This is a genomic window from Salmonella sp. SAL04202 (assembly GCF_046550775.1).
In the GTDB taxonomy this organism is placed as follows: Bacteria; Pseudomonadota; Gammaproteobacteria; order Enterobacterales; family Enterobacteriaceae; genus Salmonella; species Salmonella enterica.
The window spans coordinates 1,421,056-1,435,593 of the sequence record NZ_JBGDXK010000001.1; the positions used below are offsets into that span (position 1 = coordinate 1,421,056).

Annotated in this window: 14 protein-coding genes; 5 read left to right on the forward strand and 9 right to left on the reverse strand. The window is 47.5% G+C overall.

From position 1 onward, the window contains the following. Position 1: 1 nt before the first annotated feature. The gene (locus tag ACLJQJ_RS07070; protein WP_000051812.1) at positions 2-340 is read left to right on the forward strand and encodes an antibiotic biosynthesis monooxygenase family protein; all 339 of its coding nucleotides are present in this window, start codon (positions 2-4) and stop codon (positions 338-340) included. 106 nt (positions 341-446) lie between these two features. Here the strand turns inward: ACLJQJ_RS07070 and ACLJQJ_RS07075 are convergent, their stop codons facing one another. The 4 genes from ACLJQJ_RS07075 to zirU all read right to left on the reverse strand — a co-directional run bounded on the left by ACLJQJ_RS07075 (position 447) and on the right by zirU (position 4,727). Continuing rightward, positions 447-965, reverse strand: a complete 519-nt coding sequence (locus ACLJQJ_RS07075) for a redoxin family protein (protein WP_031605287.1) — start codon at positions 963-965, stop codon at positions 447-449. Between the two features lie 2 nt (positions 966-967). Continuing rightward, positions 968-1,798: a ZirS family two-partner secretion-like system exoprotein gene (locus ACLJQJ_RS07080; protein ID WP_031605286.1), complete on the reverse strand. Its 831-nt coding sequence runs from the start codon at positions 1,796-1,798 to the stop codon at positions 968-970. Between the two features lie 26 nt (positions 1,799-1,824). Continuing rightward, positions 1,825-3,807, reverse strand: a complete 1,983-nt coding sequence (zirT, locus tag ACLJQJ_RS07085; protein WP_063809278.1) for a two-partner secretion translocator ZirT — start codon at positions 3,805-3,807, stop codon at positions 1,825-1,827. Positions 3,808-3,881: 74 nt separating this feature from the next. Next, on the reverse strand, positions 3,882-4,727 hold the full coding sequence (zirU, locus tag ACLJQJ_RS07090) for a two-partner-like secretion system exoprotein ZirU (protein ID WP_063809279.1): 846 nt from the start codon (positions 4,725-4,727) through the stop codon (positions 3,882-3,884). A gap of 292 nt (positions 4,728-5,019) precedes the next feature. Here zirU and ACLJQJ_RS07095 point away from each other — a divergent pair, with 292 nt between their 5' ends. After that, the gene (locus ACLJQJ_RS07095; protein ID WP_077950945.1) at positions 5,020-5,877 is read left to right on the forward strand and encodes a GyrI-like domain-containing protein; all 858 of its coding nucleotides are present in this window, start codon (positions 5,020-5,022) and stop codon (positions 5,875-5,877) included. Between the two features lie 390 nt (positions 5,878-6,267). Further along, on the forward strand, positions 6,268-7,377 hold the full coding sequence (locus ACLJQJ_RS07100; RefSeq protein ID WP_063809281.1) for a hypothetical protein: 1,110 nt from the start codon (positions 6,268-6,270) through the stop codon (positions 7,375-7,377). A 213-nt stretch (positions 7,378-7,590) separates the two neighbouring features. Here the strand turns inward: ACLJQJ_RS07100 and ACLJQJ_RS07105 are convergent, their stop codons facing one another. Continuing rightward, entirely contained in the window at positions 7,591-7,827 is a 237-nt protein-coding gene (locus ACLJQJ_RS07105; RefSeq protein WP_001168017.1) for a YgdI/YgdR family lipoprotein, read from the reverse strand. Between the two features lie 128 nt (positions 7,828-7,955). Beyond that, positions 7,956-8,546 (reverse strand): TetR/AcrR family transcriptional regulator, encoded by a 591-nt coding sequence (locus ACLJQJ_RS07110; RefSeq protein WP_000208474.1) that lies wholly within the window; start codon positions 8,544-8,546, stop codon positions 7,956-7,958. A 77-nt stretch (positions 8,547-8,623) separates the two neighbouring features. Between ACLJQJ_RS07110 and bdcA the strand changes: the two genes are divergently transcribed. After that, entirely contained in the window at positions 8,624-9,337 is a 714-nt protein-coding gene (gene bdcA / locus ACLJQJ_RS07115) for an SDR family oxidoreductase (protein ID WP_020839314.1), read from the forward strand. Positions 9,338-9,427: 90 nt separating this feature from the next. On the opposite strand, the gene ACLJQJ_RS07120 is transcribed toward bdcA, so the two are convergent. Beyond that, complete coding sequence (locus ACLJQJ_RS07120; protein WP_000456775.1) at positions 9,428-10,297, reverse strand: aldo/keto reductase; 870 nt, start codon at positions 10,295-10,297, stop codon at positions 9,428-9,430. Between the two features lie 276 nt (positions 10,298-10,573). After that, positions 10,574-11,479 (reverse strand): LysR family transcriptional regulator, encoded by a 906-nt coding sequence (locus ACLJQJ_RS07125; protein ID WP_063809282.1) that lies wholly within the window; start codon positions 11,477-11,479, stop codon positions 10,574-10,576. Between the two features lie 118 nt (positions 11,480-11,597). Here ACLJQJ_RS07125 and ACLJQJ_RS07130 point away from each other — a divergent pair, with 118 nt between their 5' ends. Beyond that, positions 11,598-12,527 (forward strand): aromatic alcohol reductase, encoded by a 930-nt coding sequence (locus ACLJQJ_RS07130; protein ID WP_063809283.1) that lies wholly within the window; start codon positions 11,598-11,600, stop codon positions 12,525-12,527. Between the two features lie 457 nt (positions 12,528-12,984). On the opposite strand, the gene ACLJQJ_RS07135 is transcribed toward ACLJQJ_RS07130, so the two are convergent. Then, positions 12,985-14,187 carry an MFS transporter gene (locus tag ACLJQJ_RS07135; RefSeq protein ID WP_023137140.1) on the reverse strand — a complete coding sequence of 401 codons (1,203 nt, stop codon included), beginning with the start codon at positions 14,185-14,187 and terminating at the stop codon, positions 12,985-12,987. Positions 14,188-14,538: the final 351 nt, after the last annotated feature.

Genomic DNA, 14,538 nt, shown 5'->3' on the forward strand with positions numbered 1-14,538 from the left:
CATGTCGCTGTTTCTGACAAGTTTTATTTTCGAAAAAAAAGAGTACGACGAAGAGTTTTATCAACTGGATGGCTGGATTGAGCGCTATACGCAGTCTATTGATGGCTATATTGGGATGGAAAGCTATACCGATGCCGCCAGCGGAAGAATGGTTAATAATTATTACTGGCAGACCCGCGAATCAATGGAGCTATTGATAAATAATTTACAGCACCAGCAGGCCAAATCACAAAGTCATAAGTGGCTTTCCGGTTACCAGACGATTATTGCAGAAATTCAGGGGTGCCATAACGTTAACCTGCCCCATCCGCTGGCATCATTTTCAGTTCCTTATGCGTGATGCAATAGTATATGTGTTAAATGTGGGGGCACTACAGGAGGATGCCTGCGCCCCTGCATTGCCGGTTATTCGGTTCTCTGTGCAGGGACGGTGCTGATATAAGTGATTAGTAAACAGGAAGATGAGTGATATCTCGTGGTACACTAACACGCGTAACCACATTATTTTCATCGCACTCTATCAACGCTCTGGCAAAAATACTGAGCTCATTAATTTTCAGCCCGGAATTATCCAAAAACTGGCGGCAAGCGTAGTCAGAAACAAAGGTTATGCCGGGATGAATATCATGTTCCCGAATAAAACGGGCCTGAGCAAATGGCGTATCCATACTCAGCACATATACCGCCCGGTTTGAGTGGCTACCCGCTGATTTAAGGCGGTCACTATAGTCTTTTACCTGCCATTCACAAACTGGCGTATCCAGTGACGGAACGACAATAATCTGCTTTTTTATCCCCGGGATACAGTAACCCGGTAATAAATTATGGCTCACCAGCCCCTTTGTGCAGGGTAATGGTTCGCCTTCAGCCAGTATACCGGGTTTGAGGGTCAGTTGCGTTTTGCCAAAGGTGACAGCGTGTTCCTGACCCAATGAGATATAATCCTGTGTTGTTGTTGGCGTCATAATTATTTCCCTGTAATCCGAATTTCTTTAGACAAAAGAGATTTGCCTAGATAATCATATTTGATGAATACCATTGGGTTTCTACTGCCATTAGCACCTTTATAGGTTACCGTTTGTATATACTCGCCTGGATTAGAACCTTTCTTGACCGAGGAAATATCCCATTCCCCATTATAACCAAAGTAATAACTTACCTCAAGATCGTTTATAGGGTTGTTATCTTTGTCCTTGAAAATAAGTTTTACGATAGCGCTTTCTCCTGGCAAAAGAACAGGTTTATCTATATCCACGATAGCTAAGTCTGGAGGCATATTAACTATGACCTTTGACTCAAAGTAGAAGGGTACAGAGACCGTAGGCACCGGCGTGTAGCCTGATGCTGAAGCCATATCCGTTTCGTTATAAAGTTCCAACTTTAGTTTTGAACCAACATGTTCCTCCCTGAAGTCAAATCTATATTCACATGGTTTTTCACGTTTAATTTTATGCTGAGAACCATCTCGATTAACCAGATAATATGTACATGCCTCAGTAAACGTTTCACTAGCCTGATAATACTGTGTATCAGGATCACTGACCCGCCACCTTAAATATCTTTTTAGTGTCATACCCGGAAAAGGCACATAATAATCGTCATACGTTAGAGCCTGCCCCTTCTCATTTAGGAAATGGAAGACAGCCCTCGGTTGCCCAGGCCTGTGCCCAACGCTCGGCGCCGTAGGAGGAGAAAACATCCCGACGGTTGCCGCGGACGTTGTCGACGAATCCGCCAAGACGCTTATCGGCACAGCCGCCAGAAGCAGGCTATAGATAATAAGATTATGTTTCGACATACGCACTGTTGATCCTTTTTAAAACATTAATTCGCATCAGATGCTGCGGTAGAACTCTTGGCATTTTCTTTATCAGAAATAATTCTGACGCGGATATATTTATTCTGAAGCGGTTCCCCGTTAAGGCTATAAGGGATAAGCCAGGTGGCCTTTGTCGCCCCCGGTACGGATTGCCAGGATTTCATTTCATCCGAGATTTCCCACTGATAATTAAACGCATCAGTACAGTCCGTGTTATTTACACAAAGCGTTCTGGCTCGCATTTCTGTTCCGACGACTGGCGCAGTAACGCTTCCGTTGGCTTCTTCAGTACCCGGCGTAAAAAGCACCTCCACAGAAGCGACCTTCTGCGCAATACTGTCTGACTGCGCTTGTAGTAGTACGGTACCCTTCACCGGATGTTTATCGTCTGGTCCGCTTGCTTCAATATGTAATTTGAGCGAGCGGGCATCATCGCCGATATGGGTCACCAGAACCCGTTCAACCCAATGGCCGTCACGCTCTGTACCACCGAGCGCTTTAAATGCCAGACCCGGCATATCTGATTGATACTTAATATGACGTGGTTTGAGCGACGTCCACTCCTCTTCAGAACGCTCGCGCACGTAGTGCCACTCAATAACCTTCCCCTCTTCTCCGGCAGGAAGCGGCGTACTGATAACAAAGTTGCCGTCCTCAACCTGAACATCGTCATTGATAACATTTATCCATGAACGGAAACTGGTCTCATCCTGTGTCACCCTGACCGGGATACGCTCGGAGGTCACGCGAGTACCCCGGCTGTCAGTCACCGTTAAATAAAGGCTATACTCCTGACCGTCGGTCGCCGTCAGCGGAAGTTGAGGAAGGATAAGGCCGCTGCCCAAACTCCCCTGAAGCTGAAGTCCGGCGAGAAGCTCCGCATCACCCGACCACTCAACTTTCTCAATCGGGTAACGGCTATCTACCGTCGCCATTAATGTCACTAGCGTCCCGGACAAGCCTGACACCGGCATTGCCGTAATGCGGATTTTACTGGCCTGCTCCCGATACGCCATGACGATATCGTAATTACGATCGACAAAGGCATGCCGGTTAGTCGTATTCGACGGCGCCCCAACGTTGCGGTAATCAAGCTGTTCATGTAACGGCGTACCGAAGGAATAGTTGACTCTCAGACCGCCCTCTGCCTGCGATCCGCCGTTACCGGCGTCCCGATATCCTGCTCTGACCTCAAGCAAGGGGACAGGATTCCAGACCAGAGCCGCACCTGCGGCGCGGGGATTCCGGCTTAATGTACCGTTACCCAATAGATCAACTTTATCTCCGTAATACTGTTCATATGTCAGCTCGCCACTGAACCAGGGAAAATCGGGAAGCGTGCCTTTTGTTCGCAGATCAAAGCCATATGCCGGACGCTCATCATGTAATTCATGAACTGCTGACGTTTTCCAGCCGGTGAGAGGGAAATAATAGTTGCCGGAAAAGGCCAGACTGTCTTTATAGACTTCCCCGCCAATGCCGCCACGCAAGTGGGAATAACGGATGTCGGCATCCAGAAACGTATTGACGCCGAACAGCCATCCATTGACCTCCTGGCGGTAACCCATACCAACGTTAACATAGGTGCGGCCATCGAAACTGCTGCTGTCGTGGTCGCGAAAGCCAAGCTGACCAAAGAGTAAAGACGATGTTGTTTCCTGGACGGGAATAAACATATCGAACTCTGATGAGCGATATTTCGCGCCATCTTCAAGATTGACGCCACCACGGAAAATAATCTCCGGAAAAGCGCTCTTCATCCCCTCGTTCACCAGCTGATTAGCGGCTTGCCCTGGTAATGCCTTTATTTTTCCTTTGGCATAATCCTCCAGCGTCCCCTCCTGCAGGTGCGGAGAAATAGACGATGCCGTCCCCGCAATCCACGACTGAATTTCATTATCGCTATCAGCGATAACCGGGAGTGAAAGCTGACTGCTAACAATGGCCCAGGTTATATATTTAGTAATAGGTTTTTTAGAAAAAACCACTTTATTGCCTCCTGCTATACCCACCTGCCTGGCAGGGGGAGTATTTAAATAAGATGTTTATTTAGCGATAACCATCAGCGACGGATAGCGCGTTTATTCTCCGGCGTGGCTTTCGTCGTTTTAGGCGTAACGTGGACACGGAACAGTTTATTCTGCTCGGTTCCCTTAATAATATATTTATGTTTTTCAGCGTTGTTATTATTCAGATCGGTGAACTTATCTGGTGTCCCGGCATCCGCCATCTGCCAGGTAAAGTTATAATTACTGACCTCACACTCAGCCGCCGCTGTGGCGGCACATTCCAGTACCGCTTCAAGGGTGCCGCCTACCACTGGAGTGTTGGCGTCATTGGTACCGTTGAGTTCATCAGTCGGTTTACCACTTTCATTCACCACATTGATAGTGACAGAACGTAGCTTATTAGAAATCGTACCGTCTGCGGCGGAGTCGCCGCCCACCCCAGAAGATGCAGAAGTTAATAAGATAGTGGCAGGCAAGAATGCACTATCCGGCGTCCCCGTTGCCGTCTTAATTCGGTAAACGATTTTAATTTTTTTACCGCCTGCATCAGCAGGAATGGTAAAAGCCGTCCCGGTTGCCGCCGGGGTTCCAGAAGGATCGGCGGCCTCATTATCCACCAGATACCATTTAATATCGTCGGCATTATTCATTTTATCCAGCGATAAGGGATCCCCATCCTCATCCCTAATAAAAACATCCGCTATCTGGAGGGTTGAACCGGTCGTCAGTTCCCCAGACACTTCTATCTTTTTTGCATTAGTCGTTGCCACAGGACGGTGACCAACAGAAGCAGGCGTAGCAGAAGAAGCCATATCATTGGCTCTGGTATTCGCCACCGCCTCTACTGAGACCACGGATGCACAAATCGCTAACGCTAATAAAGATCTTTTGAAGTACAAAACAATTCCCTTTTATTAAATCATTAGAAATAATTACGAGATTTATAATCTCACGGGCTAAAAATTCAGGGTTATTCAATCATTTTAACCGCCTGTGAAATTATGCCATTCGCCATGCTAATTACTTAGCTTTACTGGCAAAAGCCGATCTTCAAGTGTAAAGTTTATTCAGAAACGTCAAGCAATTTAAATCTTTCTTGTTTTGCCAGAAAAGCTAACAACCCCCACCAGTTTAATAACACAGTATGTCAAACATCTTAAATGTTTATATTTTCGGCTTCAATAAAGAGGAATGATGATGAAAAGAGCCATAATAGTCTCAGTATTAGAGCAAATAGAAAAAAATCTTGAAGAGAGGATTGATATTGAAAAGCTGGTTGTTATAACAGGTTATTCGCGAAGGAGTTTGCAGGATTTTTTTAAAGAAAAGTGTGGCGTCTCTATCGGAAAATATATCAGACAACGCAAGTTGAGCAGAAGCGCCACTCTGCTAAAGCTGACCTCTCAGTCGGTCACAGATATCGCGTTCAGAATGGGGTTTGATTCAGTGCAGTCCTATAGTCGAGAGTTCAAAAAAACATTTGGCGTCAATCCCAATAACTATCGCAAGGCTGATTTCTGGGATCTCAGAAACCTACGGCCTCCCTACTGGCTTGACTGTGATGAGCATTATCAGTTCGAAATTTGTCAGCTTACGTCAAAAGAAATTTTCGGATTTCAAACGTCTCATCAGATCGCAACAAATGACCTTCCTAAAAAAGCGTCGCCTATAAAATGGAAAATCATTCATGAGACGCTCAGAACGTGGGGCGAAAATGTTTATTGTCTCTCGTCTTTTAAGCCGGATAATACCAAAGACCAGGTCATCGCCGTAAGCAGTTTTTTTGGTATGGAACATAATTCCGTCGATGGAGGCAAAATACCCATGTCGAGGGTAATAAAATGTGGTAAATATGCAAAATTCCATTTCGTTGGTCATAAGGAACAATATCAACAATTTTCCAATACAATATATATGTGTATATTGCCAAAACTGAATCTTATCAGGAGAGAAGGAGAAGATATTGAATACTTCCATTTGGCATCCGTCCAACAGCAACAGAATAATGAATCCATTGTCGATCTTTATTATTACATCCCTGTACTGTAATGACTTCGTACCATCCACGCATTTCATCTGAAAAGTCTTCTCTTTTCAGAACGGTAATAAAACTCTCAGTATTCATTCTGGTAAAATAAGTGACTATTAAATAAATTAACGTTTTGAAAGGATTGAAAAAAATAAATTGCGTGCACGCGACACCGGAGACAGATTTCTGACAGTACTGTACGGTGTAGTAATCAGGTAATACTGGCTACAGTTTACGGTAAAAGCAAAGTCCATACTTTAACTATTAATGGGAGTATGCTGGCCGGGCGGCTTGCGGGGCCTTCATGCTCCCACATTTACAATGTTGGTATGATTACATTCTCTCTATACTTTACTGTGCTAACCTTTTATCTCGTTGAGATAACGTTTAATTAAAATGCTCTCTTTTTGATGTACATTATAAGAGGAGACATTATTCATATTTTCGAAATCAGGGCAGACGATATGTATACAACCATCAGAAACACAGCGCTAGCAATGGTAGCTTGTTTTTCGTATATCGCACATGCCAGTACCCACCCTCCTCTTATTATCACCAGGGGAGCCGGAGGAGACGCCTCCGGAGCCACAGTCATTCATGATAATTGGCGGCATGGCACTCCTGACCTGGTCAATCTTACCGATATCCCCATAGATAAAATCAGACCAGAAAAATACCGTTGCGTACTGATTATTGGGCAAGGAGCTATAAAAGAGATGCTTCTTGCAAACAATGCCTCAGCAATACTTTCCGGAAAAACGGTTGGTCTGTATAGTCATCTGATCGATCAGAACACGCTCAGATTACTTCGGCAATTGCAGAACAAAGTGAGATTCAATCTCTTTTTTACCCGCTCGCAGATAACTCTACTAAAACTAAGGAATATTTCAGAATATAATTTTTTGAGTTCTAAAGTAAATAATGTCTGGGGACAAGACTCACTAGCAATTGAAACAGTGGCACCTGACAGGGGTAATATACCGGAAAAAGCGCTTCCCCTCAAAACAACAGATTATGTGATCTGGCTGGGTGGAAACTATACTACCTCCTCTGGTACGCAGCGTATCTTCACAAACGATCAGATTGTTGTAGCCCTGAAACCACTACATAATGTTATTTCATCAAATGCATCGATTGCTATTATGCTTTCACCACGTTTTTTTGATAATAGCATGAGTAAAGAAGCAAAAGTTAAACGACTGAAGGCAGTGCTTAACACCTTTTCGCGAAACAGGGTCACATTTTATATGAATAAGGAGATGCTTGCTAATCTGAAAGAATTTGATTTACCTGTTCAACTATCCCCTTCTTACGCAGAGCTGATGCGAATGCCCTGGGCCAGCGCTACCCGGCATTTTGCCTCTGTGGATCAATATAACCTGTTTGCTGATCTCATACCCAAAGTCACGCCGTTTCTTCTTGAACCGAATGATGCCGATCAAGCTCTCTATGCGACGGATTATCTTAATACCCGGCGTGTAAGTCTGACCCAAAATATTCTTAACCATGGTTGTGACTAAATAAAACGCGCAGAATCCGGGATAGTTAGCAATCCAAAACAGACCGTTAGCCATGAGTACTGTTTATCTTCACTATACAGGGAACAACCAAATAACTGACGACACAAATCAAGCCGAGACCCGGAATTCGGCTATGCAGGCGCTCTATCCAATTCTGGCCCAGAAACAGTCCGGTACCCATACTGGACACGGCCTCCCAACTGCTTTAGCGCATTACCAGTCCAGCTTCGATGCGCCTTCTGTCGTCTGCACTATTTCACTGGTTTTAATAACGCGATGATAACCATAAACATCAGCGTATTTCGTCATTCCGGTTGCGGTGTCAACCTCCGGCTTACCCTGCGTTTCAATAATCTCTCCCGTCCGGGTCGTCATGGTATAGGTCGTTGTACATCCGGCTAGCATCAACACTGATAAGCTAAGTACCGTAATAAGACTACACTTTTGCATTTCTTGTTTCCCTGACACCTCTATTTTTGATGTACTTTACCGAATACCGCAACGGCAAGATGGATGATTAGGGCTATTGCTCCCTGTTTGTCCGTATCTGACTGGCTCAGGTTTTTTGATGCGCTGCGTTAATCCGGCAGTAATCGCTCCAGCACATCCCCAGCCAGAAGCACGCTCTCCTGAAGACGCTCCAGGCTATACCCCGCTCGCGCCTTGGCGGAAAGTCCCGCCATTAGCGTCCCCATAAAGTCCGTCGTCCGGTCAGCCTCTTGCGGATACCGCATGGCGACATAAGTGCGAATCAGGTTTTCAGCAGCGATGTAAAACTCGCAGGCGGCCTCTCGTGCCGGTTTATCGTTACAATGAGCGCCCTCCAGAACCAGACATCCGGTGGCATCAGGATCGGCAGCGTAACGTCTTGCCGCTTCCATCAGCACATCGATAAGACACTTCGCGGTCGGGCGATCGTGACGCAGAAGCGCCCCGAGCGGAATCGCGTCGGTCATCCTGTAACGCTTTAATACGCGAGTATACAGCCCCAGCTTGCTGCCAAACGCCGCATAGAAACTGGGAGGATTGATCCCGAACGCTTTTGTCAGATCCGCTACGCTCACCGCGTCGTATCCGCGCGAATGAAATAAGTGTTGAGCGGTTTCAATGGCTTGCTCCGGATCGAACTGGCGAGGGCGACCCGGCGTTCGGCTATGTTTTGTAGTCATTACTACATAACTCCTTGACGGCATGATTTCATTACGCATATTGTAGTGGATACTACAATATCATAAAGGACATCCTGATGACGCTATTTCGCAACAAATCTGTACTGGTTTTAGGGGGAAGTCGTGGTATCGGCGCGGCTATTGTACGACGCTTTAGCGCTGACGGCGCATCGGTCGTTTTCAGCTACGCCGGATCGCGTGAAGCCGCCGAAAAACTGGCAGCGGAAACCGGAAGCACCGCCATCCAGACGGATAGCGCCGATCGGGATGCCGTCATCAGCCTCGTGCGTGAGTACGGACCACTGGATATTCTGGTCGTCAATGCGGGCGTGGCTCTCTTCGGCGATGCGCTGGAACAAGATAGCGATGCGATAGATCGTTTGTTCCGTATTAATATCCATGCGCCTTACCATGCGTCAGTCGAAGCAGCCCGCAACATGCCGGAAGGTGGACGCATTATTATTATCGGTTCCGTGAATGGCGATCGGATGCCCGTACCGGGAATGGCCGCGTACGCCGCCAGTAAATCAGCCCTGCAAGGGCTGGCGCGCGGCCTGGCCCGTGATTTTGGCCCCCGCGGGATTACGATAAATGTGGTGCAGCCAGGCCCCATTGATACCGACATCAATCCGGAAGATGGCCCCATGAAAGAGCTGATGCACAGTTTCATGGCAATCAAACGACACGGAAGACCTGAAGAAGTGGCTGGAATGGTGGCATGGCTTGCCGGTCCGGAAGCTTCTTTCGTCACTGGCGCGATGCACACCATCGATGGTGCCTTCGGAGCCTGACGGCCAGGCGAATATCACACGGTTGCCGTCTACGCTCCGGCAACCGTGTTAGAAGCTGTTCATGCGAGAAAACATCCGCAAGCGCCGGGATCAATCGTGGATTTTAACGCCAAGACAACCGCGAACAAATTCAGGATTAAAATGCTTCACCGCTTCGCCAACGTAGCCTAAATCAAGGGCGTTGATTTGAGCCATTTCATTATCCGTTAGTGAGAAATCCCAGATGGCAAAGTTCTCTTCAATGCGTTCCTGTCGAGTGGATTTAGGAATAACCGTGACGCCACGCTGCACGTTCCAACGCAGGACAACCTGCGCGATGGTTTTTTGATGGGCATCGGCAATCCTTTGAAGCATGACATTTTCATACGGTTTATGTCTCCCGCCGCCTAACGGCGCCCACGCTTCAGGCTGAACGTTATAATGCTTCATGGTTTCCAGCGCGGCGGGTTGTGCAAAGTATGGATGCAATTCGACCTGGTTTACCATTGGCGTAATTCTGACGGTTTCACAGAAGTTGGCTAACACATGCGCATAGAAGTTGGACACGCCAATGGCTTTTAGTTTACCGGCTTCATAAGCGTCTTCCAGCGCGCGCCACGCGCTAAAATAATCGCCCATTGCCTGATGCAATAAATAGAGATCAAAATAATCTAACCCGGATTTTTTCAGCGACGCTTCAATACCTGCTTTGGCCAGATCGTAGTTAGCCATATCTTGCACCCACAGTTTAGAAGTAATAAATAACTCCTCACGGGTACACAGACCTGTCGCGATGGCTTCACGAACAGCGTCACCAACGGCATCTTCATTGCCGTATACCGCAGCGGTATCGATAAGACGATAACCGCTGCGAATAGCGCTTAACACTGACTGCTGACATTCTTCTTTGTCGGTTACCTTAAAAACGCCAAAACCCACCATAGGCATTTTAAGGTTGTTACTTAATATTGAATATTCCACGCTAAAGCACCCTTTCGTCGTAAAGACGCCATGATAAGAGCAAAATACAGGTACAATGAGTATTGTTAAATCCGATTATATTTATACAAAAAGTTCATTAATAACAGTTGTACAGATTTTTTATTGCATCCAAACGTTCAGTGCTTGCTATATCCTCGCCGTGTAGCCCCCTGTTTGATAATGCCTTTTTCTTATGCGTCAAAACCAGTACCGTCATTTTGAACGTCTGTGGAAAAGTTTTCTGAACAGGCAATGCGATATCCGGAATAATATTTTTTAGCGAAGAGGCTCCGACTGGCTCAGCGCCGTTTTGCACCAGTCATAAAAAGCGCGTACCGCAGGCGGCAGAAACCTGTTTTGCGGATAGACCAGCGCAAGCGGCAAATCATAAGAAGGGTTGTCCATGCAGGTCACCAGCGCCCCGCTGTGCAGATACGGCGCAACCAGATAGCTGGCGACGCGAATTAACCCCAGCCCCTGTATTCCGGCCTGAATATAAGCGTCCGTATCATCGACAACCAGCGTCTCCTGCACCCGCATCGCGTAATCCTTCCTCTCACGCGTAAAAAACCAGTCGGTGGTACGCCCGGTGCGGTGGTTCAGGTAGCCGACCGCATGGTGTTTTTGCAGATCATCTAAATTTTCAGGGCTACCGTAACGCTCAATGTAAGTGGGCGATGCTGCTATCACCCAGTTAAAACTGGCGAGCGGACGGGCAACCAGCGTGGTGGAATCATCGATCCTGCCGGCCCGAATCACGCAGTCATACCCTTGCAGGATAATATCCTCCACGCTATCGCTGGAACAAAGTATCAGCTCCAGCTCCGGATACTGGCGCAAAAAGGCCGGGAGCGTGGGAATAATGCAATGTCGGGCGAGAGATTGCGGCATCCCCACTTTAAAACGCCCTTTGGGTTGTGCCGCCCGGCCGGGAAATGACGACTCCATGGCCGCGATATCTGCCAGCACTCTTTTGCACTCTTCGTAGTAACGCCGCCCCTCTGCGGTCACACTAAGTTTGCGAGTTGTACGTTGTAAAAGCTGAATCTTAAGCCAGGATTCCAGTTCTTTAACCACCCGCGATACCGTTGAGCGCGGCACGCCCAGCACTTCGGCGGCTCTGATAAAACTATGGGTATCCACCACGCAAACATAGACCTGCATCGCTTCCAGCTTGTCCATTTTCCCCCCGCCAATTATCCCATTTATCAGAACAGTCTAACCCGTCTTCGGCGTCTTATCGAACGCAGATCCCTGACGTAATCTCTATCTACAGGTGAATCAACACAGAGAGGCGCAAATGAAACAATCCAATAATCAGGTGGGTGAAAAAGTATTGGTGCTGGGCGCGGGACAACTGGGGGCGTCAGTGCTGGCGTCGTTGGTTCCGGCGGTCACACAGCGTAATGGTTCCGTTTGCGTTATTGTGTCAGGGCGATCCAGGGATAAACAGAGCAAACGACGTTCCAGCATTCATCAACAACTGGCGGATGCCGGTGCGCGGTTTATCCCGGTCGACATCGCAGGCAGTTCAGTTGAAGCGTTAAAAGATCAATTCCACGGTTTTGATACGATCATCAATTGTATGGGGTTTGTCGCCGGTGCGGGTACCCAGATAAAAATCACCCGCGCGGTACTGGAGGCGGGCGTTAAGCGCTATTTCCCCTGGCAGTTTGGCGTGAATTACGATGTGGTCGGCAAAGGCAGCGGCCAGCCGGTGTGGGACGAACAATATGACGTCAGGACGCTTTTGCGCGAGCAAAACGTCACGGAGTGGGTGATTGTTTCAACCGGTTTATTTACCTCTTTTCTCTTCGAACCGGCCTTTGATATGGTCAACTTAGCCAAAAAAACCATCAATGCCCTCGGCGGATGGGAAAGGCAGGTCACCGTCACGTCGCCTGCGGATATTGGTCGCCTGACCACTGAAATTTATCTGCATCAGCCGCGTATCACTAACGAAGTCGTCTTTGTCGCGGGGGAAACGACCTCTTATGCAAAACTGGCGGAAACGGTCGAACGCGTGACGCAGCAAACTTTTACCCGAGGCGTATTGACGCTACCTGACTTACAGGAGCAACTCCGTTTACATCCGCATGACCCAATGCTGCGCTATCGCGTCGCCTTCGCGCGTGGTGACGGTATGTGGTGGCCGATGAGTGACACCTGGAATGTACAACATCATCTGCCGACACAGGATATTGCCGCCTGGCTGAAAACACAGCAATGAGAACGGCGGCATCAGGCGCTCGCTTAATCCCCATGCCTTCTGCCAGCATCAGGCGGCGGGCGTGGCTACCTTGAGTTAACAAGAAACCAGTACGCATCAGTGCCTGGTTATGTACTCGTGCTGTAACACCATGTCTGATAATGCTTTTTTCTTATCTGCAAAAACTGATGCCGACATTTTTACCGTAGGGAAAATAGTTTTCTGTTTTGTGATCTAACGATGCTTTTAACAAAACGCTTTAATCCATAGAGATAGCGTCACGAATAGCTTCCGGTTCCGGCCCAAAACTGAATGCGCCCTCAAGAATAAAGGAAAGAATGATACTAAAGTGCTCTCTTGTTCTCATCACCCCAGAGATAAACACTAAAAAGCCACAGCTCGAATTGCGATTGCGGGTGTCGTTCCTCTTATTTTGCCATAACTTACACCGGTTACCTTCCTGACACTGAGGTAAATATTACTCATGCTTTACGACAACTGTCTTGTGACTCCTTTTTAAGATACACAGAAATGCAATGCCAACAGGGATAAGTGACCCCCATAATACGGCATTCCAGCCATAAAGATTCAGCAACGCACCGGATGAAAACGACCCGACAATCATTACGCCAAATACCACAAAATCATTCAGGGACTGCACCTGAGTCTTCTCTTCGGGGCGATGATAATCAATGATCTTCGCTGAAGCGCCGGTAAAGCCAAAATTCCAGCCAACTCCCAGTAATATCAAAGAGAGCCAGTAGTGGAAGATATCTGTTCCGCTGAGCCCGGCAAGAACAGAACCTGCCGTAATAAGCAATCCAGTTGCGGAAATCCGCAGCGCGCCGAAACGGTTAATTAACCTACCGGTGAAGAATCCAGGCCCATACATAGCAATAACGTGCCATTGAATACCCAGATTGGAGGCTTGTTGAGAAATTCCATGCATATGCATTGAAAGGGGAGCGGCGGTCATCAGGAAATTCATCACCATATACGCAACCGCGCCGCTAAACACGGTCTTCAGGAAACCCGGCTGCCGAACAATTTCCTTCAGAGAACGCCCTCCTGATTTGGCTGCCACGGCTGGCTCGGCAGGAATTACGCCCTTAAGAATGAAGGCTGAAATGGTTGCTACCAGAGCCTGAGCTATAAAGGTAATAACAAATGTGTGTGGTGGCAGAAGATTCATTGTTCCCGTCACCAGCATTGGCCCAATGACACCAGCTACCACACCGCCCCCCATTACCAGGGATAATGCACGCGCTCGCCTTTCGGATGTCACTCCATCCGTTGCAGCAAAGCGAAAACTAAGTGCCACTGCAGCGTAAGCCCCTCCCAGGAAAGCGGCAAGACAAAATAGCAAAAATGAACCAATAAAAACCGCAAGGGCAGCAATCAAGCCAGTAATCACTCCGGCCCCCGTCCCGACCATAAATGCGGCTTTACGTCCCTTTTTTTTCGCCAGTGCGCCAAAAGGAAGAATGCAGGCGGCCATGCCCAGGACAAATATAGTGATGGGGAGTGTGGACAGAGCACCACTGGGAGCTATGGCATTACCAACAATGGCACCGGTGGCGTAGAAGACTACAGAGTTAGCCCCGGCAAGCGCCTGAGCTAAAGATAAGCGAATGATATTATTATTCTGCGCAGCTACTGGCAGCGTGTGTTCCAATGTCATTAGTTAAATTATCCTGATTCATGGCGAGTACAATTTGATAACGTTCCTTTCCTGCTTTTAGCTTGTAAAGTGCGTCTTTGCCCCAGCTCGGAATTAAATCGCCCTCAATGTTATGTTTTGTGTCACAAACCATCTATTTAGTGAGGCATTAATAACCCAGTAATGGCTCTCCTCAAACTAATGGATATTTCCACAGACACGAATAACGTACTTAATCTTGTTAGTGTTATTTTCTGCGTATGATTGGCAACATGTGAATAAATTTATCATGCTTCCTCCGCCCAACACTTCTGGTTCATCCGCATCAATGACATAATGTGAACAGGATTGAATCTGCTCCCTAATAACCAC

Bases quoted from the DNA above. Each gene is read 5' to 3' on its own strand.
- ACLJQJ_RS07135 (WP_023137140.1), bottom strand. From the start codon at position 14,187: ATGACATTGGAACACACGCTGCCAGTAGCTGCGCAGAATAATAATATC.
- ACLJQJ_RS07075 (WP_031605287.1), bottom strand. From the start codon at position 965: ATGACGCCAACAACAACACAGGATTATATCTCATTGGGTCAGGAACAC.
- ACLJQJ_RS07130 (WP_063809283.1), top strand. From the start codon at position 11,598: ATGAAACAATCCAATAATCAGGTGGGTGAAAAAGTATTGGTGCTGGGC.
- ACLJQJ_RS07110 (WP_000208474.1), bottom strand. From the start codon at position 8,546: ATGACTACAAAACATAGCCGAACGCCGGGTCGCCCTCGCCAGTTCGAT.
- ACLJQJ_RS07100 (WP_063809281.1), top strand. From the start codon at position 6,268: ATGTACATTATAAGAGGAGACATTATTCATATTTTCGAAATCAGGGCA.
- ACLJQJ_RS07105 (WP_001168017.1), bottom strand. From the start codon at position 7,827: ATGCAAAAGTGTAGTCTTATTACGGTACTTAGCTTATCAGTGTTGATG.
- ACLJQJ_RS07125 (WP_063809282.1), bottom strand. From the start codon at position 11,479: ATGGACAAGCTGGAAGCGATGCAGGTCTATGTTTGCGTGGTGGATACC.
- ACLJQJ_RS07095 (WP_077950945.1), top strand. From the start codon at position 5,020: ATGATGATGAAAAGAGCCATAATAGTCTCAGTATTAGAGCAAATAGAA.
- ACLJQJ_RS07070 (WP_000051812.1), top strand. From the start codon at position 2: ATGTCGCTGTTTCTGACAAGTTTTATTTTCGAAAAAAAAGAGTACGAC.
- ACLJQJ_RS07080 (WP_031605286.1), bottom strand. From the start codon at position 1,798: ATGTCGAAACATAATCTTATTATCTATAGCCTGCTTCTGGCGGCTGTG.
- bdcA (WP_020839314.1), top strand. From the start codon at position 8,624: ATGACGCTATTTCGCAACAAATCTGTACTGGTTTTAGGGGGAAGTCGT.